This window comes from Pseudomonas sp. SDO5591_S426 (assembly GCF_054070755.1).
On sequence record NZ_JBSVXD010000002.1, the window covers coordinates 35,957 to 53,140 of the forward strand.

Consider the following 17,184-nt stretch of genomic DNA (forward strand, 5'->3'; position numbering starts at 1 on the left):
AGATCGACAGGATGGGGGAATACTCTCTCACTTTCTCACTCGACGCAATGGCTATTTGCTACGCCGCGCAACTTTCAATCAGACCCTCTGAATCGAGCAGCTCCTGAGCAGCAGTAAGCGCTTCGTTCACCTGGTCATCCAGTACCTTGCGGATGTTCGAGCGCCACCTGTACCGAGTCGATTCCGGCTTGCCGTCGTTGTCCCAGTTGGTGATGTCATACCAGGCAGCAGGCAGGACCGCGGCGGATCGCTTACCCTCTGTACCGGCCACTTGCGGGATCGCCCAGGTCAGTACAGCGCATTCCCGGAATCGCTGCGGTGCTGGAGACTGCGTCGTCTTTATCAGCTCAAGGATCGCCCCGTGCTTGCGCTCATCATGGGTGGAGTACTTCGCCACCAGCGCCCGCCAGTGCACCGCCGACAGCGACTTGTGCAGCCGACCGAACACCCAGCAGTCAGTGAGGAATGCTGCCTCCTTACCGACGATCTCCCCCTTCTGCTTCGCGCATTGCACCCTGGGCTCAAAGTCGCAGCCGCCGGCGGAATTGATGGTCTCGGCGGCGAGCGCCCGAACAACTGCGGATACCACGTTGCGATATGTCATGCCGCTCTTCCCTTCAGCTCTCTTGTCTTTGACCGGTATTCAGCCTTGATGGCCTTGATCTCTTCGATGGTGTACTTGCGCGCCGCATGCGGCCCTTCGATCCAGGCGACTTTCTCAGCGCCGATTCGCTGCACCAGGCGAATGCGGTACTCGACCGCGTTGCCGGACAGGTTCCGGTTGCACTTCACGCATTGCCGGTGGATGTTCAGCGGCTCGAAGCGCAGCTCCGGACAGGCGCCCACAGAACGGTAGTGCCCGGCGTCCCAGCGGCTGCCGGTCATGAGGTCGTTGTCGCTCGGCATCGAGTCGCAACTGATGCACGGCAGTTGCGCGTCACGCAGGCGCACATACTCGTTCACCGCGGCCTGGGCTTCGCGCAGGTGCTCTGCCCTGCTCTTCAGCTTCTCTTTGCGGACTTTGATCTCCCGGCGTTCGCGCTGATCAATGGCTTTCCGGGCTACTTGCTGGTTGGCCGGCTGCTTGGCCAAGTCCAGCGCGCATTTCACGCTGCAAGCCTTCTGGGTCGAAAGAGAGGGTCGGAACTTGCTGCCGCAAGCCTTGCAACTCTTCTGCTTCACTTCCTTGATCGCAGTCCTCACGCGGCCTCCTCGCTAAGCAGGTCAGTAAAAACCACGCCATGGCCAGTGAAGTAGGCAGCCATGCGGTCGGTGTACTTAATGCCCTGGGAACGGTTGAACAGGCTCGTCACCGGGAACCCATCAGGGCCGAACAATTTGCAGCCACCCATCATGGACAGCTTCACTTCATAGGGAAGATGGCGCATTACGCGGTACCACTCCGCCTGAAACCCGGCATCCTCGTTCAGCAGGATCTGTACGCCGAAGTGCAGCTTGCAGTAGCGCCTGGCGTCAGCCTCATCGCCGATCTGGGTCATCTCCGCGATGCGCTTATACATTCCGAACCACAGTCGGTTCTGATCCAGAGTGCGGTCCTTGCCCGGGCGAAGGCTGACCACGACGAACTTCTTGTCGCGGAACATGGTGCTGAGTTTGGTGATGGCCTCGGAAAGTTTGACCTGGCTGTTGACGCTAATTTTGTCGGTCATGACGCTGCTCTCTTTGCTTCCAATTGTTCGGCCTGGTGAACCAGCAGTGCCCGGCGATCAGCCAGCTCGTTGGCCGCTTGAATTCGCAGTTCTGTTTTTTTCTCGGCCGACGCTCTCCGCATGGCGAGCATCGAATCCTTCACGGCCGCGAGCTTGGCGCGCAGCTTCGGTGCCGGCCGAGTTATCGTGCCGGTGATCAAACCCGCCAGGGCACGGCCATCCTCGGTGACAGGCTCGACACTCAGCTCTGCCAGATACTGCTGAGCACGATCCTGGGGAATGCGCCGCATCTGCGCAGCCTTGCTGATCGCCTGCACACGGCGATTGGCGTCGAAGCCTACAGACACGTGCCAGTTGACCTGCTTGTTGTCCTCCCGGGCCTGGCCGACCAAGCGCTCGTAGGCGCTGTTGAACGCCATGCGCGCGCCGACCTTATCGCCAGCGTCGAGGACAGGTTTCGCGGCAGCCAGCGCCAGTTGAATTTCGTCGGTCAGCACCACCGTTTCGAACTCGTCGTTCAAGGTCATCGCGATAGCCCAAGCCTCATCCTTACCCGGACGGCCGTCGGCGGCCTGGACGCGCTGCAGGATGTCGGCCATGGCCAATTTCCCTTTCACTTCGAAGCGGCACGCCTTCAACGCCGCCTTCACGACAGGCACGGAGTAAGCGCACAGGTCTTCAGCCATCATTGCCGCAGTACCTGGGTTCATCTCCTGCCCCATGGCCTCAGCGGTGGCGCAGATCGCTGCCGCCAGGCCGGCAACCTGCTGGTCATTCATCTCAAAGGTATTCATTGCGTGCCCCCGCCTGTCGCTTGGCCAGAACCATCTGAGCTGCCTGCTCGGCTGCCGATGCGTTCGCCTCGGTGCGCTCCAACTGGCGCGCTGTGGCGCCGTTGATGCGCTGACCGGTCACCCACTGGGTGTGATAACTCTCGGCGTTGGCCAGCAGTTCGTTGAGGCTGTGGCACTTGCGGAGGACGGCAGCATCGCTGGTCTTCAGGAAGTGAGCCGCGACGTGATGGGCGACATCTGCGCCAAGGCGGTCAACGAGTTGGCCGAGCTGACCGCCTACCTTGGCGTTCCACACCGGCCAGGTGCTGTAGCGTTTGCGGTAGGCCATGGCGTAGTTCGCCCAGGCCTTGAAGGTTTTGCAGGACTGGTCTTTTGGGCCTGGCATGTCGGCGGGAATCTCAACCCGGGGACCGTCGGTACGATCGACCACCAGCACCAAATTGCGGGCCGGCTTGCCCGGGCCGTCTTGCAAGTCCTGACTGGTATCCTGATTGGTACCCTGATGATTGGTATCCTGATTTGTCGGAGATTTTTCCGACCCTGCCTCGGATTTTTCTCCGACCTTGCTCGGATTTTTTTCCGAGGTAGATCGGATTTTTTTCCGACCCTTGTTCTCTGGTGGGGTCGGATATTTTTCCGACCCATCAAGCTTCTGGTTCCACTCGATCGCCTTTTCGGTCAAGCGAAACAGTGTGATGTTCGAGGTGCTGGAGAGCTCAATCAAACCGGCTTCTTCCAGGGCCTTCAGCATGCGGTAAGCGGTGTCCGGCTTATCAGTGAGCAGCGGCAGCTCCTCGATGATCTTGGCCTTGCTCAACGCGAAGAAGATCCCGTCGTCCGTCTTGATTGGCTTGGTCCAGCTCGGGCAGCCGTAAACGAAGGCGAACAGCAGGGCCTGCTGCGAGTTCAGCCCCCACTCCAGCGCCTTCACCTGGTTGATCGTGACGGTGTATTGCATGTCAGGCCTTCCCGACCAGTTTGGCCAGTTCGAGGAAGCGATCGACGTACCAGTGAGGCTGCGTCTCGCGGGGGGATTGAGGGCGTGTGAGGTTTTTGCCGTAAGCCAGGCCCTTCTCAGTCACCGACCAGAAGTCGACCATCTCGTGCTTGGAGTTTTTGCGCTGGAGTTGCTTGAGGTAGCCCTTGGCTGCGAGCGCGCGGTTGAAGGCGGCGGCTGTGCTGGCGATACCGTGATCTTTAATCAGTGCGGTAATTGCCTTGGTTGGCATGGAGCTTCCACCGGCGGCGTCTGGCGCTGCGTCGACTGCGTAGCCTGGGAGGAACTTGGCGTCGAGACCGTTGTTAGCTGCGATCTGCGCCAGCATCAACATTTTGCTCGACGGAGCAGGCTTGAGCAGTCGGTCGAAGCACTCGAGGATGGCTAGCTCTCCTACGATCTTGGAGTTATTCGGCGCCTGGACGGAGAAATGGCCTGTCTTGCGAATCGTCGGCAGCACCTGGGCCACAACCCACTCTTCGAATTGCTCGGCAGCAGGCAGCTTCGACTTCATCACCAGCCGGTATAGATCGCGCTCAGGGATGATCTGTACCGCCCTGACCTGCCCTCCCATTTCGGTATGGCAGGTATTCACAGCTTTGCAGTGAGCGTTGATGGCTTTCGAGGTGTTGGCGTAGCCCAGGGCTTCAGCAACATCCTTGGCGATGAACCAAGGCTCACCGGTGCCGTCGTCGATAACGCGGACTAGAAGGCCGTGAAAGATGAATGGGGTCGCGGTTTGAGTGCGCGACACGTTTTCAGAATTTACAAAACGTGTCGCGACATGGTTCGGGGTATTGCTTGAATTGGGTTGGCTCTGCATAATCCGCCTCATTGAGTGGTATCGAATTAGCCGGGGCGCAATCCCGGCTTTTTTGTGCCTATGATTCAGGCGGCCTTCACCGATGCATCCATCACGTCCAGGCTTTGCCGGACATGGTTGATCTCTTGGCGAATCAAGGATTTTTCGAAGGTGCTGACATGGTCGTCGCCGAGTGCTTCGTGCACGGCGATAGTCAAATCAGCCACTTCCTTGCCGACATTGATCAGCGATTTGGTGAGTGCCTGAGGCTGGGGAGCAGACTTGGCGACCAGGTCGAAGCCGAATTCATTTGCGAGCGCTGCTAGAGGCCGCATGTCTCCCGTGTGCAGCAAGATCCCGAACAAGTGCTCCACGGTAAGGTGGTGAGCATCGTTGTCAGGGTTGGCACGCTGGAGCAGGCCAACGTGCGGAACGCCCATCTTTGCCGCCAGTGCTTTGGCCTCGTTATCCAGAACAGCGCTTTGGCAGGCCCGCAGAAAATCTTCCATTCGTAAAACCTCAAATTTGTTTCCGTGGTGGCGTTACGCCAACAAAGCGATCATTTGGTCATCAACTGATCAGGGACGCATCCATGACCAATCAATCTGAATTACAAGGCGAGATAGCCGCCCTTTGCTGCCTGGTGATCGCCTTGGCTTCCACCCTTCCCTTGTCGTCTCAGCTCCGGCTTTGGCCCGCATTTGAGCGGGTTGCTGGCCCTTTCCGTGATCAACTACGCGGTGATGAGCTACGCGGTTTTGAACGCGCAACTGTCTCGCTAAGCTTGAGGCGCTGTTAGGCGGCCTGGTCTTTTTTGGTTGCTTTGAATTTGCCCTTGGAGAGGACCTGAATCTGGTATTGCCGGGATTCGGGGATGGTTTCTCCCCACATGGTCACAGCGCTCGGACGGATGCCCAGCGCCAGTGCCAGCTTTGTTTTGCTGCCGAAGAATTCGGCGACTTCATGCGTATTCATTGCGCATCCTCGTTCGAGTCTTATGTAATTTCAGCATGCTTAAGTTATAGCGTCAATGTCGTTTTTTATCTACTGCATGCTTAAATTCAGTTAACTTAATATTGAGTCCATGGAAAGACACGAACGTATTGCCCGAGCGATCGAGCTCAGCGGAAAAAAGAAAGGCGAAATTGCCGCCCTTTGTGGCGTTGCAAATTCGGCCGTCACTCAATGGATTTCGGGAGAGAGCAAAAGCCTACGCCCTGAAAACCTTTACGCGCTTGCAAAGGCAACTGGGTATCGAGCCGAGTGGCTTGCTATTGGTGAAGGTAGTGAGCGTGAGGCTGAGTCAAACATCGGTGAAACTCGCCCTCAGATTGAGTCCTACCGCTACCCGGTTATCAGCTGGGTCGCCGCCGGCGCCTGGGCCGAGGCGGTTGAACCCTACCCGGCCGGCTTTTCCGATCGCTACGAATTCTCCGAATACGACTCAAAAGGTCCAGCTTTCTGGCTCGAAGTCAAAGGCGACTCGATGACCTCGCCTGTCGGACAGAGCATTACCGAAGGCACGCTGATCCTGGTAGATACCGAGGCAGAAGCCACACCGGGCAAGCTGGTAGTTGCCAAACTGCCGGACAGCAATGAAGCGACCTTTAAGAAGCTGGTCAATGATGGTGGGAAACTATTCTTAAAACCGCTGAACCCTGCCTGGCGGATTGAGCCCTTTACCGAAGATTGCCGGATTGTTGGTGTTGTGGTGCGGGCGCTTCAGAAGTTCTGACCATGCCGAAGAAGCAGCCAGATACCACTACCGCAACCGCTGCTGACATTGAGCGATCAATCCAGGCCCTGAACAAAATGGCTGAACGTTTATGGGGAGATGGTCGAGAAGCTGAGGCGAAAACCCTCCTCGATGCCCTGGATGCATTGAACCGGGCGCTGGACCGGATCAGGATTGGCGAAAGCCGCAGGGTTCTTCATTGAAGACCGCTGTGGACTCATTGAATCGGTTCGGCACGCAGTGAGGATTTGTAACCGATCTGGAGGATTGAACGTATGGCTCACTCACTTCAATACCAGATAGGCGAATCCGTCCGCACCATCGAGACTGAGGTCGGGAAGCTGCTTGATTTGGCTGCAACGCTAAAAGAAGCCGGGAATGAGGATTTAGCTAGATCCGTTTCGACGCAGGCGCAAAAGCTATTAGAGGCTGCAGTGGCGCTGAGAATTGCGATGTCAGGCTGACTGCATATGCTGATGAGATGAAGACGCTGGGTAGCGACAAATACCTATAGTGAATGAAATGGACGCATGACTATAATCAAGACATGAAAGAGTTAACGCTTTACCTCGACGACCTTACCCCTGGCCAACTCTCCATGAAACGGCTTGCGGATTACTTGCGCGCTTTGTCTGTGCTTTATGGCAGCGAGGAATCTGTCCATTTTGATCGTGTCGAATCTGGCTCAGCTCAGCTAAAGTCCCTCGTCGATGAAAAGGCATTCCCCTTGATAATGAATCAGGTGCGGGAGGTGTCTGGCGGACTCGGAAAAAAATCTGCAGTAGCGGCCTACAAAACCCTTTCAGGTTATATGGCACTTGACCGCACTGGTGGATCCATTAGGTCTGAGGGGGCTCAAATTTTCCAGTTCCCGCGCGTTAAGCTTGAGGAACCTCCACTTAGAATTATTAAACCGTCCAGTATCCAGGGTCGACTGTATAGCGTGGGTGGAAAGGATGAGACGGTTCCGGTCAGGATTGAAGGTGCGGACAACGAGAGCCTCCTGTGCGAGGCGGACGTGGCTGTTGCTGAACGACTTGCCCAATTTCTTTTCAAGCCAGTCCGCCTGCACGGTGATGGCGAATGGGTGCGCTCCGATGAAGGTGCCTGGAAGCTGGTAAAACTGAAAATCAGCACCTTCACCAAATTGGAGGATATCGGCTTCAAGGAAGCTATAGCCCGGCTTAAGGCCGCGGGAGGGGTGGACTGGAACGACATGTCTAGCGCCCATCCTGATATTTTGGAAACTAGGGGTTAGGCTTGAAGATCGTCATTGATACAAACGTCCTGGTCCAGATCATGCAGAACGAAGGGGCTAAAGAGCTTCGAGATCCAGAAACGGACCTGGTCGTAGACAATGCATTTATGAGAGCCCAAGCACTTGTTGAGCGAATCGAGGCGATAAAGGGTGTTGTAGTCCTGCCGGCTCCGGTACTAGCCGAATACCTGATAGGTATTCGCCATGACAGTTATCAAAAGCATCTCGATATCATCAATGGCGTTAAATGCATTGAAGTTTCGCCATTTGACCAGCTGGCTGCTATCGAGTGTGCAATGTTGGTTAGCAAGCAGGAGATGAAGCAGCTCGACCCTGACTCTACGATGGCTAAGCTCAAGTACGACCGGCAAATTCTCGCAATTTCGGTAGCGGCCGGCGCCAAAGAGATCTGGACGCACGACAAACAGATTTACAAAAGAGCTGGAACGGTCGGTATTTTGGCCAGATCCCTCTCCAGTATTGAAGCTAACCCTGAGCAGCTCAATTTCCACAGCGAAATTCAATCTCCCGACAAACGATAGCTAGCCCGGGCATGCGCCGGGCTCGTTGTTTTTGCCCCTCCGATAGTCTTCCGCAATGCTAAAGTAATGGCTCGTATACAAGGAGGCAGCAAATGAGCGCATCGGAAAAAGTTGTGACTGGAATAGGATTCCTTCTTCTCCCTGTCAATATCGTTTTGGGCATTGCTCAGATTTTAGCGATATACGGTGGCATCCAATATTGGCTGGACTGGCATTGGTTCTTTAGCTCTTTGATCGCCACAATTCTGGTGTTCTTTCTCCGAATAAACCTCCTGAACTGCGTCATCGGGGTACTGGGAGCGCACTATGCTTGGCACTGGTCTTGGGGCGCTTCAATTTTACTGTTCTTTGGAATGTTCGCCCTCACAATGGCAATTGCACTCCTTGCCGGCGCCGCAGAAAAAGCGTTTCGCTGGTGAATTGCGCTGAGGCGACTTAAGGCTCGGCCCAGCGCCGGGCTTTTTGTTTCAAGATCCGTCGCATAAAGCCGATAACCTTCTACTGCATCTCGCAGTGCATGGAGGCATGATGAAACAGATCGCAATCGCTGGGCTCGTCGCACTTCTCTCAATCATTTCAGTTTCAGCCTCGGCTTGCCCTAAGGGCACGCACCCAACGGGTGGTACGGGCTCCCACCACAAGGGTGGAACGTGTAAATGAACAAAAAGCCCGGCCTTGCGCCGGGTTTTTTCATTCTGACTCATCCTTGATTCCAGCGGACGCCTTGTAAAAATTAGACCACGCAAGGCCGCTGAATCCCAAAACCCCTGCCACAACCGTTCCGCAATCAATGAGAGCCAAGTACAGACCCGCAATCCATTGTGGAGTGTCCTTCACAAACAAATTGTCGGGCCCAAGATGCAAGCCACCCGCAATCACCACGGCAAGCGCAGCAAGCGCGAGCACAACAGTGATAACTCCCCATGCCTTCATGCCAAACTCATTAGTGTTCATTTCCCCATCCATCAATAGATGCCGAAGGTAAAGCTATAGCATGCGATCCGCAGGTCTACCTTGTGCGGGGCTGACCTTTTTTAGTTAGGGGTTTCACAAGTTTTTCACGGTCAACCGACTACGGTGATTTCAGCTCCTTCGTGATTCATTTAGCCCGCGCTCCCCACGCGGGCTTTTCTTTGCCTGCGATCTGCACACCGCGTGAGTTTGGCCGCTGAGCTACGCTTTCCCTTATGAATTGGAGGAACAGCCATGCCAGACGACCTTACCCCTGCCCTGCTCTACCGCCTGAACCAGAACATCATGGCCCTTGGCTGCGCCGTCGAAGAGATTGGCATTTGGATCGATCAGCGCGGTTCCACGGAAGTGTCCAATCGCATTGAAGATCACTTGGCTGTGATCACTGGAAACGCGGACTTCATCGCAGAAACTATCGCTGAGCTTATAGCCAGGTGTGAGCCAGAAGAAGAGAGTGATCCCGAGGATTGATTCTCTAATGGTGGCCGTGCGCCATGCTAGAGTTGACACATACGCACATGGAGGTACTGCCTTGCACTCAACTTCTAAAAAGATAGTCTTCAGTCTCGCGTGTTTCGTAGGCTTTCCCTTTGCGATCGCCCAAGCAGCACCATCAAACACAGGTATGGACGAATGCAAGCGGATAGAGGAGTCCGCGCAGATTGTCATGGAGGCCCGTCAAGCTGGTGCTCCTATGTCAAAAATATGGAAAGTTGCCGAGAATACGCATGACGATTATTTGGAGGCGATGTTCAAGATGCTCGTAAAAAGCGCGTATGAGGTCCCCCGCTTCGAGACCGACGCCATGAAAAAGAGGGCGACTGTCGACTTCCAAGACACGTATTTCTCGGCATGCATCTCAAACCTCGAAAAGAAGAAAAACCAAAAAACCTAATTCGATCGACCCAAAACAGCCCGCCCATCGCGGGCTTTTTTGTATCCGATGACCAGGCATTTACGCCATTGTCTCCAGATTCTCCGGGGTAGACGAAGGATCTATTGCAAAAGCTTTGAAGCCCAAATACTGTATATTTATCCAGTTCAAGCAAGGAGCTTTTCTATGCCCAAAATCGCGTCACCCGCAGTGTATGCCCGAGATTCCTATGAGTTGGTGGGACGGCGAATCCAGCGCCTGATTGCCGCGCCGGGCGTTCAAAAGGTCCAGATCATCACCGTCGCGCGCAACGACGATGAAAGTCCTGAAGCTTGGTGCCAAGTAATTCAAGAAATCGAGGACACGAGCGGCATACGCATAGAGCGCCTGGACAGTGACACCGTCAGGATCGGGTGGCGAGAGTATTACGAAGCTTGAAGTAGGCCCGCATCTAGCGGGCTTTTTTTACCAAAAATTCAGCATTCTGAATTTATTATTTCAGCATGCTTGACAGGATAATTTCAGCTTGCTTAAATTCATCTCAAGCCAACGCATCACCGGCCCAGCAGCGAAAGCCGCGTCGCTCTTTAACAGTCAGAAATCTTCGCGGATCGATCCCCGGCAGCGGGCACAGCGCGAAACAAAAATTTCGATCTCCATGCAGGCTCTGGAACCTGCCGGACTCCCCTCATGGGAGGACGCCAAACCATGCAAGCCAGCCGGCGAAGAACACCGAACACGAAATGTGTGACGCCGGCCAGGTGGGGAAACCGCGGCGCCGAGCATGGGGCGGACAGCAACACGGAGTTTTCACTGATGCACCCAGCTGCAGTTCGGTCGGGTGCATTGGGAAAACAACCGAGGGTAGGACGATGTGCGATTGCAAGAAGAAAGATGAGGCGCGGTTGCGCGAGCACTTTGCCGCGACGCTGCCTGAGGGGGCTACTGATTTGCAGGTGAGCATGGGCGGTTACGCGATGTGCTTCAACAGTCCGGCGCCCTACAAGAATTATTGCGAGGTCACCGCGACCTTCAAGGTTCCGACCAAGGGGTCTGCCACTAAGTCCAGCCGTCTGCGAGAGCAGACAAAGCGGGTAAGTCTGCTCGGCAACTACTGCATGTTCTGCGGTGAGAAGTACGAAAAAGACAAGCCGGAAGCAGTGTGAAGCATCACCTCTGCCCATTCGCTGAGTGGGCAGCGGGATGACAACCGAGGGCAACACCATGGAAAACCAGCACAAGAAAATCACCGGCTACCGCGATTTGAGCCAGTCCGAAATCGACGGAATGAACTCAATCAAGGCTCTCGAAGCGGACGCCGGCGCACTGTTCAAGCAGGTCAGCGAAATTGACGGCGTCGACCCACGGCTCCTGGCTCTGGCGAAAACGAACCTGCAGCAAGGTTTCATGTGGTTCGTCCGCTCGATCGCGAAGCCAGCCGACCCCTTTTCCTAACAGCCAGCGCCACGTCAGCCTGACGAAAACTGCCCGATGTCCTACCAGGCCGCATCGGAGAGTGATCGAAGCGTGCCCAAGCGGGCTGCAGCGCTAGGATCGCAAAGCCCCGTAAATCTCCTGAGCCGGATCTGCCGGCCAATACCAGAAACGCGGCGGGAAACAAGCAGGGGTAGCGCCCTGGTGTTTCGATCACTCTCCGATGCGGACGAAACTGCGGCCTATAACCGCCCACCTGCATCAAATCCCAGAATCGGTTGTTATCGAGCGCTGGCGAACTGAACACGGCCGTGGAACTCGGCGCCGGAGACGTGACCGGCAAGCAGATGCGGCGTTGAAAGCTGGGTTGAACGCTTCGGCGGCCCTGGAGAAACGCAGGTTAATAAGGCGCCAGCTTATGCGTGGTTAGCCCCTCCGAGCGGTCGTCCCGAAAGGGTCCGCTCTCGCCGGATTCGCGCCCGGCCATCAGCACCAATTCGATAGGTGTCCACTGCCTTCCCAGTGCGCGAGCAATAGGAGTCACTGCCATGAAGTAGCCAAAACGATTCACCTGCGCGGCGCAGCAAGCCTGAAGGCTGCACCCAACACTCATACAGGCAGCGGACAGTAGGTCGTCGATGTCACCGCGCATTGGCCGGGATACCGGTAGGCCACCCCAGCGCCCGAAGACAACTTGTTGCTGCAAACCCAGGCCGACGCCAGTAGCGGGCCTGGGCATCCTTCCCCGAACAAACTCGCATGCACTCCCCACCGCGCTCAACGGCAACCAGCGGAATGGATGAGTGCAGCCGAGTTTTGTTGAATCAACACCGCCACTCTGGAGGCGACCATGGCAACCAGCTATGCCGATAGCGCGCAGGCCCGGGACGGGGACAGGCGCTACGACGCTTGGGGGCGAGAAAATAAAACTCGCCCTGAAGAGTTCCACGACTACGAGGCCGCCGAGCAGATGCGCACCCAGGCTCTGATCGACCGGGAATCGCGCTTTCTGGAAGAACGGAAAAGCTTGAAACGACGGATTGGCCTGGCCATGTCGAAAATGGAAATGGTCTGCCCACCCAATGGAGGATCCGCATGAGCATTGGACAGCGCGACCACCAGACAGCCGTCACCTGGATCGAGGGTGAGATCGAGAACCTGGTTCGGGACCTCGGCAAGCCTAATGCCAGCGCGGCTGCGACATCAGCAATCACCCTCGCTTTCTTGCTTCGCGCAATCAGCGACGAAGAGCAGCGGAACTACAGGGCGCGAATCGACCAGATCTACGCCACTTTCAACACATCGAATAAGTAGGGAGCAGCCGCATGACTACGTCACCAGTGAAAAACCTGATCGATGAGCAGCTCGACGATATCGAACGCTGCCTGGCTGTGATCGGCGCGGGTATTCCCCGTGAGTTGCCAGTGGCTGCTCTACCTCCGAAGCTGGTTGCGGCGATCAAGGCCGGAAGGATCACCGTGAGGCCTCGACCATGAAGCTAATCTACTGGGCGCTCGTCGCTGTTCTAGTTGCCGCGGTTGCCGCCTATAACGCCGTCCGGGAATCCACCAGCATCTGCCAGGTGCCGCACTCGACCACCTACCGGGTGTTCCGGTGACCAGTCGCCAGTGGGAACGCCGCGTGCTGATCTGGCGCGGCTCCTTCTCCGCCATCTCCTTCTTCACATTTCTGATGCTACTCGGCGCCCTCGCCGATCGCGTCACTTCTTAATCCAAGCATTTGAAAGCCGCACACAACGCGGCAAGGAATAGTCATGTCGAAAAATACTGCACAAGCCCTCGCACAAGAATCGCTGGATACCAACGAGGCACAAGAATCCAAGAGTGTATCGCCTGCAGCAGCGGTCACCGACATCGCCGAATATCGGCCACACGAAGAGCAGATCGTTCGTCTCGAAACGACTTACGCGAACCTGGTTGTGGACTGCTCGACCAGTGAGGGACTGGCCAATGCCAAGGAAGTTCGCGTTGATATTCGCGATGTCCGTTATGCCCTGGCCAACACCACCAAAACGGCGCTGGTGCCTTATCAGCAGGCCGTTAAAGAAGCCCAGGCTCGCGTCAACCAAGTGAAGGAATTCGGCGAGGCGCTGAAGGATCGTGTGCTGGCGGTCGAAGCGCCTGTCGACGAAGCAATCAAGGCTGAAGAAAGGCGTGTAGCCGATGCGAAAGCCGAGCGCGAGCGTATCGAGGCTGAACGTGTCGAAGCCATCCGGGCAAAGATTACTCGTTTCAGTTCTGTAGCCGCTGCTTATGCAAGCCGAAGCGCTGCTGATGTCGCAGCCGTTCTCCAAAGCGTAAAGGAGTCGGTGATCCTGCCCGAAGAATATGCCGAGTTCGAAGCTGAAGGCACCATCGCTCGCGACAACGCTATTGAACAGCTGGAAACGCTGCACAAGTCGGCTGTTGAACGTGAAGAGGCTGCGGCCAAGCTGCTGACCCAGCAGAAAGAACTCGATGAGTTGCGCGAAAAACAGCGCATTGCCGACGCCGAAGCTGAGGAGTTGCGCAAGCAGCGCGCAGAAGAAGACCGTCTGCGTTTGAAAAAGCAGCAGGACGATCTGGACCAGCAGCGCCGCGACATGGAAGCACAGCAACGCCAACAGCGTGAGCAGCAGGAAGAGCAGCAGCGCCAGCAGCGCGAACGCGACGCTCAGTACCAGCGTGACCAGGAAGAACTGGCTCGTCTGCGCGCCCAGGCTGCTGCACCGGCGCCGGTCATCACCGCGGCGGCGCCACTCTTCGCGGACCAGGTCGAAGCCGCCCCCGCAAGCACAAATGCGATTGCCGCTGATCTCGACGACGTTTCGACGACCGCGCCGTCGGTTGAAGACATCGTCGAGGTTGTGGCCTTGGGCTTCGACGTGGACCTCGACATCGCTCGCGCTTGGCTTCGCGCCATCCGCTTCTAACTCCCCTTTCCATCTGAAGGCCGACCGACTCCACGTCGGCCGCGGAGAGCGTAATGACCGACTCAGACACTCAATCACCAACTGGTATCGCCACTTACCACGATCCATCGCACAACGCAGCGGCGCTCATTCTCGATCCAAACACCATGAAGTCGATGAGCGACCTCGCGCTGATGATGTCGAAAGGCGTGGCAACAGTCCCCAAGCATTTGAGGGGCAACCACGCGGACTGCATGGCGGTAGTGCTGCAAGCGATGCAGTGGCAGATGAACCCGTTCGCTGTTGCGCAGAAGACGTTCATCGTCAACGGCGGCGCGCTGAGTTATGAAGCACAACTCGTCAACGCAGTGATTACCGCCAAGGCGCCAGTTAAGGGACGGCTGAACTTCAAGTGGTTTGGATCTTGGGAAAACGTCATCGGCAAGATGCGCGAAGTCACCAGTAAAACGAAGAAGGACGAGGACACTGGCGAGCCCAAAAAGTACCGCGTTCCTGCCTGGAGCTTTGACGATGAGAAAGGCCTCGGGATTGAGGTCTGGGCAACGTTTAAAGGCGAAGATGAGCCAAGGGTGCTGCAGCTCCTGCTGACCCAAGTCCGGACGCGAAACTCCACGCTTTGGGCGGAAGATCCCAAGCAGCAGATCGCCTACTTGGTGACCAAGAAATGGGCGCGACTCTTCTGCCCTGACGTCATCCTCGGCGTCTACACACCTGATGAGTTCGAAGACTCATACGGTGGAGAAATCGACATCACACCCGTGAAGCAGTCTTCGAACACTGCTGTCGCCAGCAGCGTTTCATTTGGTCCCAAATCCCCATCACCGGAAATCGACGGAGTATTCGCCGACCTTTTGGCTGTGGCGAAGCAACAGGACATTGAAGCCTATGCCGCTGCTTGGGCGGGTCTCAAGCCGAAGCAGCGCGCAGCAATCGGCCTGGAGTGCCACGAAGCGCTGAAAGCCATGGCAGCTACTGTTGATGGCGATTTCACCGACATAACTGGTACTCCCGACGACTTGGCGCAGGCCGAGGAGGCAGCGTAGTGAGGGCGGAACTTCAGGGCACAGAGAAGTGGCATGCAGATCGATCAGGCCGAGTGACAGCCAGCCGATTCAAGGATGTGATCGCCTGGGGGAAGCCAGGCAAAAACGGGAAGCGCGAGCCGATGGGAGCTCGCACCTCCTACATGCGCGAGCTGTGCTTCGAGCGACTGGCCAAAAAGTCCAAGCGCAACGTCAGCAGCGCCTCCCTGAAGTGGGGTCACACCGAAGAGCAGAAGGCTCAGGACGCCTACGAGATGCTGACAGGCAACATCGTCATGCCGTCGGAGTTCATCGTTCACCCGAAGTACGACTGGCTCGGCTGTTCGCCAGACGGACTGATCAACGATGACGGTGGCACCGAGTCGAAGTGCCCCTTCAACGAGGCGATACACGTCAGGACCTGGCTTGAAGGCATGCCCGAGGAACACATGCCGCAGGTTCAGGGGTGCATGTTCGTCACTGGGCGAAAGTGGTGGGATTTCCTGTCATTCGACTCACGCCAGGACGAAGAGTGTCAGCTCTACATTGAGACGATTTATCGCGACGAAGACTACATCGCCAACCTGCACAGAGAGCTGGTCCAGTTCAACTTGGAACTGAATCGCATGGTCGATGAGGTCGCCGACAAAGCCCGCGCACAAGCCCATCGGTTAAATGCCTGATAACTAAAGAGGTGGCCGCCATGATCAGCAACCTGAAATACGACATCGAGTTCCGGCGCGATAAAGCGCTGGAGCTTTCTAGCCAGGTCGAAAAGCACTTGGCCGCCGGCGGACGCTTCTCCAGAGCCGAACCCGCTCAAATCAATCCACCACCGGCGGAGCGCTCGGAGAAGGTCGATCCCGATACCATCCTCAAGCGCCGGCGTCCCGCCATCACCGCTGCTGAACGCAAAGCGTTGCGGAAGCTCGCGGAGGCATTATGAAGAGGCGCAAGGCAAACAACGGCTTCGCCCGCGCCGAGCGCAGCTGCCGGGCATTGCTCAGCACCAATCACGTCGCGGTCGTGAACATCGACCCGAGCGGTACCCAGATCATGGCGAACTGGAAAAGCTGCCGGCAGATCCGCAGCCTGGCGATCGCCAACGCGCTCTTCGATTTTGCCTACCGCTGGACGATCTACCTCAGCGCCATGTGTCGAGATGAGCGCGGCGTCGAGTACGTCAAGTCGGTGGAGATATCGCCGGAGGGCATCTACAAGGTCGAGCGCCTGACCGATGCCATCGAGCATTACTACCTAGAGCTGCGCAACAGCTGCAACCCGAACCACCTGGTGGCGTCAGGATGGATCGCCGTTCCCGCGGAGGTGACGCTTGAAGAGGCCCAGGCCGCGAAGCTGTTCTACGCCGCCGGCGCCTGGCATCAGGTGAAGGTCGCTGCGTGAAACGAATGAACAACCAGGTGCGCCAGCGCCGACGACAGACATGGCTGGATCTACCGGCCCACGGAATTGAAGAGGCAGGCCATGGCGGAGGAACAGCAAGAGCCGACGGCGGAAGCCATCAAGCAACGCAGGAAGCGCGAGAAGGAAAACGCGAAGAATGCCGCGCTGGGCATCGGGAAATTTCAGATCGAAGTGGCAGGAGTGTTCAAGCCTGATCTGCAAAAGGTCATGAAGGCCCATGGCATCAACAATCAGCAGGACATTCACCAGCGGCTGCTGATCAACCTGATTGCTGCCGACTTCGAAACCCAAGCCAAGATGCTTCGCTGTGTCACGACACCTTTTGTTGTTAGCGAAAAGGTGTCGCGCATTATCAGGAACGCCGGACTTAAGTCGCTCGCCGCCGATCCGCCAGAGCCTGAGGACGAAATCGTGGAACCGATTTCAGTTGCTGCGACTTAGCTGCAAGTTTTGTGTGGTGCAGTCTGCGGTGCTGACAGTCCCCATGAATGCATTCATCTTCACCGCGCACTTCTCGATGTTCAAACCGTTGCGGCCATCACTGGAAATGTTGGTGACATATGGGCCTGCGGTGGTGCAGCCAGCCAAGACAGCGAGAAGGCCCAGAGCAATGATGTTCAGCTTCATGTGAATCCCTTTGATTTGCGGTAGATCCGTTAAATGGCTGCGAATTTTATAGCAACGAGCCACTACAAATCACCCCTTCCTTGTCGCATCCGGTCACGGA

The 17,184-nt window shown here is 56.6% G+C and carries 31 protein-coding genes; 21 read left to right on the forward strand and 10 right to left on the reverse strand.

Features of this window, described 5'->3' with window-relative positions; genetic code table 11:
* Positions 1 to 58: 58 nt before the first annotated feature.
* The 8 genes from ACW9JC_RS00855 to ACW9JC_RS00890 all read right to left on the reverse strand — a co-directional run bounded on the left by ACW9JC_RS00855 (position 59) and on the right by ACW9JC_RS00890 (position 5,238).
* Entirely contained in the window at positions 59 to 604 is a 546-nt protein-coding gene (locus tag ACW9JC_RS00855; RefSeq protein WP_457452973.1) for a hypothetical protein, read from the reverse strand.
* A complete protein-coding gene (locus ACW9JC_RS00860) occupies positions 601 to 1,203 on the reverse strand; it encodes a recombination protein NinG (protein WP_457452974.1) in 603 nt (200 codons plus the stop codon). The genes ACW9JC_RS00855 and ACW9JC_RS00860 overlap by 4 nt, the downstream gene beginning before the upstream one ends.
* Complete coding sequence (locus ACW9JC_RS00865) at positions 1,200 to 1,670, reverse strand: hypothetical protein (protein WP_457452975.1); 471 nt, start codon at positions 1,668 to 1,670, stop codon at positions 1,200 to 1,202. Before ACW9JC_RS00865 ends, ACW9JC_RS00860 begins: the two co-directional genes overlap by 4 nt.
* The gene (locus tag ACW9JC_RS00870) at positions 1,667 to 2,464 is read right to left on the reverse strand and encodes a hypothetical protein (protein ID WP_457452976.1); all 798 of its coding nucleotides are present in this window, start codon (positions 2,462 to 2,464) and stop codon (positions 1,667 to 1,669) included. Before ACW9JC_RS00870 ends, ACW9JC_RS00865 begins: the two co-directional genes overlap by 4 nt.
* Positions 2,451 to 3,422: a phage replication protein gene (locus ACW9JC_RS00875; protein WP_457452978.1), complete on the reverse strand. Its 972-nt coding sequence runs from the start codon at positions 3,420 to 3,422 to the stop codon at positions 2,451 to 2,453. Before ACW9JC_RS00875 ends, ACW9JC_RS00870 begins: the two co-directional genes overlap by 14 nt.
* A 1-nt stretch (position 3,423) precedes the next feature.
* Positions 3,424 to 4,284 carry a BRO-N domain-containing protein gene (locus ACW9JC_RS00880; protein ID WP_457452980.1) on the reverse strand — a complete coding sequence of 287 codons (861 nt, stop codon included), beginning with the start codon at positions 4,282 to 4,284 and terminating at the stop codon, positions 3,424 to 3,426.
* 65 nt (positions 4,285 to 4,349) lie between these two features.
* Complete coding sequence (locus ACW9JC_RS00885) at positions 4,350 to 4,772, reverse strand: phage regulatory CII family protein (protein ID WP_130931620.1); 423 nt, start codon at positions 4,770 to 4,772, stop codon at positions 4,350 to 4,352.
* A gap of 286 nt (positions 4,773 to 5,058) precedes the next feature.
* Positions 5,059 to 5,238 (reverse strand): Cro/CI family transcriptional regulator, encoded by a 180-nt coding sequence (locus ACW9JC_RS00890; protein WP_017255748.1) that lies wholly within the window; start codon positions 5,236 to 5,238, stop codon positions 5,059 to 5,061.
* Between the two features lie 109 nt (positions 5,239 to 5,347).
* On the opposite strand from ACW9JC_RS00890, the gene ACW9JC_RS00895 reads away from it, so the two are divergent.
* From ACW9JC_RS00895 to ACW9JC_RS00920, 6 genes are all read left to right on the forward strand, one after another.
* Positions 5,348 to 5,998: a LexA family protein gene (locus tag ACW9JC_RS00895; RefSeq protein WP_457452983.1), complete on the forward strand. Its 651-nt coding sequence runs from the start codon at positions 5,348 to 5,350 to the stop codon at positions 5,996 to 5,998.
* Positions 5,999 to 6,000: 2 nt separating this feature from the next.
* Positions 6,001 to 6,201 (forward strand): hypothetical protein, encoded by a 201-nt coding sequence (locus ACW9JC_RS00900; RefSeq protein ID WP_457452984.1) that lies wholly within the window; start codon positions 6,001 to 6,003, stop codon positions 6,199 to 6,201.
* A 72-nt stretch (positions 6,202 to 6,273) separates the two neighbouring features.
* On the forward strand, positions 6,274 to 6,462 hold the full coding sequence (locus ACW9JC_RS00905) for a hypothetical protein (RefSeq protein WP_457452986.1): 189 nt from the start codon (positions 6,274 to 6,276) through the stop codon (positions 6,460 to 6,462).
* 83 nt (positions 6,463 to 6,545) lie between these two features.
* The gene (locus ACW9JC_RS00910) at positions 6,546 to 7,256 is read left to right on the forward strand and encodes a hypothetical protein (protein WP_457452987.1); all 711 of its coding nucleotides are present in this window, start codon (positions 6,546 to 6,548) and stop codon (positions 7,254 to 7,256) included.
* 2 nt (positions 7,257 to 7,258) lie between these two features.
* The gene (locus tag ACW9JC_RS00915; RefSeq protein WP_457452989.1) at positions 7,259 to 7,798 is read left to right on the forward strand and encodes a PIN domain-containing protein; all 540 of its coding nucleotides are present in this window, start codon (positions 7,259 to 7,261) and stop codon (positions 7,796 to 7,798) included.
* Positions 7,799 to 7,890: 92 nt separating this feature from the next.
* Positions 7,891 to 8,217 (forward strand): hypothetical protein, encoded by a 327-nt coding sequence (locus tag ACW9JC_RS00920; protein ID WP_457452991.1) that lies wholly within the window; start codon positions 7,891 to 7,893, stop codon positions 8,215 to 8,217.
* A gap of 271 nt (positions 8,218 to 8,488) precedes the next feature.
* Here ACW9JC_RS00920 and ACW9JC_RS00925 read toward each other — a convergent pair whose 3' ends face one another.
* A complete protein-coding gene (locus ACW9JC_RS00925; protein WP_457452993.1) occupies positions 8,489 to 8,752 on the reverse strand; it encodes a hypothetical protein in 264 nt (87 codons plus the stop codon).
* Between the two features lie 252 nt (positions 8,753 to 9,004).
* Here ACW9JC_RS00925 and ACW9JC_RS00930 point away from each other — a divergent pair, with 252 nt between their 5' ends.
* The 15 genes from ACW9JC_RS00930 (at position 9,005) to ACW9JC_RS01000 (ending at position 16,898) form a co-directional block, all read left to right on the forward strand.
* Positions 9,005 to 9,241 carry a hypothetical protein gene (locus ACW9JC_RS00930; protein WP_457452994.1) on the forward strand — a complete coding sequence of 79 codons (237 nt, stop codon included), beginning with the start codon at positions 9,005 to 9,007 and terminating at the stop codon, positions 9,239 to 9,241.
* A gap of 61 nt (positions 9,242 to 9,302) precedes the next feature.
* Positions 9,303 to 9,665 (forward strand): hypothetical protein, encoded by a 363-nt coding sequence (locus tag ACW9JC_RS00935; RefSeq protein WP_457452995.1) that lies wholly within the window; start codon positions 9,303 to 9,305, stop codon positions 9,663 to 9,665.
* Positions 9,666 to 9,830: 165 nt separating this feature from the next.
* Positions 9,831 to 10,082, forward strand: a complete 252-nt coding sequence (locus tag ACW9JC_RS00940) for a DUF1654 domain-containing protein (protein ID WP_457452996.1) — start codon at positions 9,831 to 9,833, stop codon at positions 10,080 to 10,082.
* 434 nt (positions 10,083 to 10,516) lie between these two features.
* Entirely contained in the window at positions 10,517 to 10,810 is a 294-nt protein-coding gene (locus tag ACW9JC_RS00945; protein ID WP_457452998.1) for a hypothetical protein, read from the forward strand.
* A gap of 58 nt (positions 10,811 to 10,868) precedes the next feature.
* Positions 10,869 to 11,099 carry an Acb2/Tad1 domain-containing protein gene (locus ACW9JC_RS00950; RefSeq protein WP_457453000.1) on the forward strand — a complete coding sequence of 77 codons (231 nt, stop codon included), beginning with the start codon at positions 10,869 to 10,871 and terminating at the stop codon, positions 11,097 to 11,099.
* Between the two features lie 829 nt (positions 11,100 to 11,928).
* Positions 11,929 to 12,177, forward strand: a complete 249-nt coding sequence (locus ACW9JC_RS00955; protein ID WP_457453001.1) for a hypothetical protein — start codon at positions 11,929 to 11,931, stop codon at positions 12,175 to 12,177.
* Entirely contained in the window at positions 12,174 to 12,392 is a 219-nt protein-coding gene (locus ACW9JC_RS00960; RefSeq protein ID WP_457453002.1) for a hypothetical protein, read from the forward strand. Before ACW9JC_RS00955 ends, ACW9JC_RS00960 begins: the two co-directional genes overlap by 4 nt.
* An 11-nt stretch (positions 12,393 to 12,403) precedes the next feature.
* Complete coding sequence (locus tag ACW9JC_RS00965) at positions 12,404 to 12,574, forward strand: hypothetical protein (RefSeq protein ID WP_457453004.1); 171 nt, start codon at positions 12,404 to 12,406, stop codon at positions 12,572 to 12,574.
* A complete protein-coding gene (locus ACW9JC_RS00970) occupies positions 12,571 to 12,696 on the forward strand; it encodes a hypothetical protein (protein WP_457453005.1) in 126 nt (41 codons plus the stop codon). Before ACW9JC_RS00965 ends, ACW9JC_RS00970 begins: the two co-directional genes overlap by 4 nt.
* 156 nt (positions 12,697 to 12,852) lie before the next feature.
* Positions 12,853 to 14,010 (forward strand): hypothetical protein, encoded by a 1,158-nt coding sequence (locus tag ACW9JC_RS00975; protein WP_457453007.1) that lies wholly within the window; start codon positions 12,853 to 12,855, stop codon positions 14,008 to 14,010.
* A 53-nt stretch (positions 14,011 to 14,063) separates the two neighbouring features.
* Positions 14,064 to 15,053: a RecT family recombinase gene (locus ACW9JC_RS00980; protein ID WP_457453009.1), complete on the forward strand. Its 990-nt coding sequence runs from the start codon at positions 14,064 to 14,066 to the stop codon at positions 15,051 to 15,053.
* Positions 15,053 to 15,715: a lambda exonuclease family protein gene (locus ACW9JC_RS00985; protein ID WP_457453010.1), complete on the forward strand. Its 663-nt coding sequence runs from the start codon at positions 15,053 to 15,055 to the stop codon at positions 15,713 to 15,715. The genes ACW9JC_RS00980 and ACW9JC_RS00985 overlap by 1 nt, the downstream gene beginning before the upstream one ends.
* A 20-nt stretch (positions 15,716 to 15,735) precedes the next feature.
* On the forward strand, positions 15,736 to 15,978 hold the full coding sequence (locus tag ACW9JC_RS00990; protein WP_457453011.1) for a hypothetical protein: 243 nt from the start codon (positions 15,736 to 15,738) through the stop codon (positions 15,976 to 15,978).
* Positions 15,975 to 16,436, forward strand: coding sequence for a hypothetical protein (locus ACW9JC_RS00995; protein ID WP_457453012.1), 462 nt, complete (start codon positions 15,975 to 15,977; stop codon positions 16,434 to 16,436). Before ACW9JC_RS00990 ends, ACW9JC_RS00995 begins: the two co-directional genes overlap by 4 nt.
* A gap of 81 nt (positions 16,437 to 16,517) precedes the next feature.
* Positions 16,518 to 16,898, forward strand: a complete 381-nt coding sequence (locus tag ACW9JC_RS01000) for a hypothetical protein (RefSeq protein ID WP_457453013.1) — start codon at positions 16,518 to 16,520, stop codon at positions 16,896 to 16,898.
* Here the strand turns inward: ACW9JC_RS01000 and ACW9JC_RS01005 are convergent.
* Positions 16,881 to 17,084: a hypothetical protein gene (locus ACW9JC_RS01005; protein WP_457453015.1), complete on the reverse strand. Its 204-nt coding sequence runs from the start codon at positions 17,082 to 17,084 to the stop codon at positions 16,881 to 16,883. The genes ACW9JC_RS01000 and ACW9JC_RS01005 overlap by 18 nt on opposite strands.
* Positions 17,085 to 17,184: the final 100 nt, after the last annotated feature.

Bases quoted from the DNA above. Each gene is read 5' to 3' on its own strand.
- ACW9JC_RS00855 (WP_457452973.1), bottom strand. From the start codon at position 604: ATGACATATCGCAACGTGGTATCCGCAGTTGTTCGGGCGCTCGCCGCC.
- ACW9JC_RS00865 (WP_457452975.1), bottom strand. From the start codon at position 1,670: ATGACCGACAAAATTAGCGTCAACAGCCAGGTCAAACTTTCCGAGGCC.
- ACW9JC_RS00870 (WP_457452976.1), bottom strand. From the start codon at position 2,464: ATGAATACCTTTGAGATGAATGACCAGCAGGTTGCCGGCCTGGCGGCA.
- ACW9JC_RS00875 (WP_457452978.1), bottom strand. From the start codon at position 3,422: ATGCAATACACCGTCACGATCAACCAGGTGAAGGCGCTGGAGTGGGGG.
- ACW9JC_RS00880 (WP_457452980.1), bottom strand. From the start codon at position 4,284: ATGCAGAGCCAACCCAATTCAAGCAATACCCCGAACCATGTCGCGACA.
- ACW9JC_RS00885 (WP_130931620.1), bottom strand. From the start codon at position 4,772: ATGGAAGATTTTCTGCGGGCCTGCCAAAGCGCTGTTCTGGATAACGAG.
- ACW9JC_RS00890 (WP_017255748.1), bottom strand. From the start codon at position 5,238: ATGAATACGCATGAAGTCGCCGAATTCTTCGGCAGCAAAACAAAGCTG.
- ACW9JC_RS00895 (WP_457452983.1), top strand. From the start codon at position 5,348: ATGGAAAGACACGAACGTATTGCCCGAGCGATCGAGCTCAGCGGAAAA.
- ACW9JC_RS00900 (WP_457452984.1), top strand. From the start codon at position 6,001: ATGCCGAAGAAGCAGCCAGATACCACTACCGCAACCGCTGCTGACATT.
- ACW9JC_RS00905 (WP_457452986.1), top strand. From the start codon at position 6,274: ATGGCTCACTCACTTCAATACCAGATAGGCGAATCCGTCCGCACCATC.
- ACW9JC_RS00910 (WP_457452987.1), top strand. From the start codon at position 6,546: ATGAAAGAGTTAACGCTTTACCTCGACGACCTTACCCCTGGCCAACTC.
- ACW9JC_RS00920 (WP_457452991.1), top strand. From the start codon at position 7,891: ATGAGCGCATCGGAAAAAGTTGTGACTGGAATAGGATTCCTTCTTCTC.
- ACW9JC_RS00925 (WP_457452993.1), bottom strand. From the start codon at position 8,752: ATGAACACTAATGAGTTTGGCATGAAGGCATGGGGAGTTATCACTGTT.
- ACW9JC_RS00930 (WP_457452994.1), top strand. From the start codon at position 9,005: ATGCCAGACGACCTTACCCCTGCCCTGCTCTACCGCCTGAACCAGAAC.
- ACW9JC_RS00940 (WP_457452996.1), top strand. From the start codon at position 9,831: ATGCCCAAAATCGCGTCACCCGCAGTGTATGCCCGAGATTCCTATGAG.
- ACW9JC_RS00945 (WP_457452998.1), top strand. From the start codon at position 10,517: ATGTGCGATTGCAAGAAGAAAGATGAGGCGCGGTTGCGCGAGCACTTT.
- ACW9JC_RS00950 (WP_457453000.1), top strand. From the start codon at position 10,869: ATGGAAAACCAGCACAAGAAAATCACCGGCTACCGCGATTTGAGCCAG.
- ACW9JC_RS00955 (WP_457453001.1), top strand. From the start codon at position 11,929: ATGGCAACCAGCTATGCCGATAGCGCGCAGGCCCGGGACGGGGACAGG.
- ACW9JC_RS00960 (WP_457453002.1), top strand. From the start codon at position 12,174: ATGAGCATTGGACAGCGCGACCACCAGACAGCCGTCACCTGGATCGAG.
- ACW9JC_RS00965 (WP_457453004.1), top strand. From the start codon at position 12,404: ATGACTACGTCACCAGTGAAAAACCTGATCGATGAGCAGCTCGACGAT.
- ACW9JC_RS00970 (WP_457453005.1), top strand. From the start codon at position 12,571: ATGAAGCTAATCTACTGGGCGCTCGTCGCTGTTCTAGTTGCCGCGGTT.
- ACW9JC_RS00975 (WP_457453007.1), top strand. From the start codon at position 12,853: ATGTCGAAAAATACTGCACAAGCCCTCGCACAAGAATCGCTGGATACC.
- ACW9JC_RS00980 (WP_457453009.1), top strand. From the start codon at position 14,064: ATGACCGACTCAGACACTCAATCACCAACTGGTATCGCCACTTACCAC.
- ACW9JC_RS00990 (WP_457453011.1), top strand. From the start codon at position 15,736: ATGATCAGCAACCTGAAATACGACATCGAGTTCCGGCGCGATAAAGCG.
- ACW9JC_RS00995 (WP_457453012.1), top strand. From the start codon at position 15,975: ATGAAGAGGCGCAAGGCAAACAACGGCTTCGCCCGCGCCGAGCGCAGC.
- ACW9JC_RS01000 (WP_457453013.1), top strand. From the start codon at position 16,518: ATGGCGGAGGAACAGCAAGAGCCGACGGCGGAAGCCATCAAGCAACGC.
- ACW9JC_RS01005 (WP_457453015.1), bottom strand. From the start codon at position 17,084: ATGAAGCTGAACATCATTGCTCTGGGCCTTCTCGCTGTCTTGGCTGGC.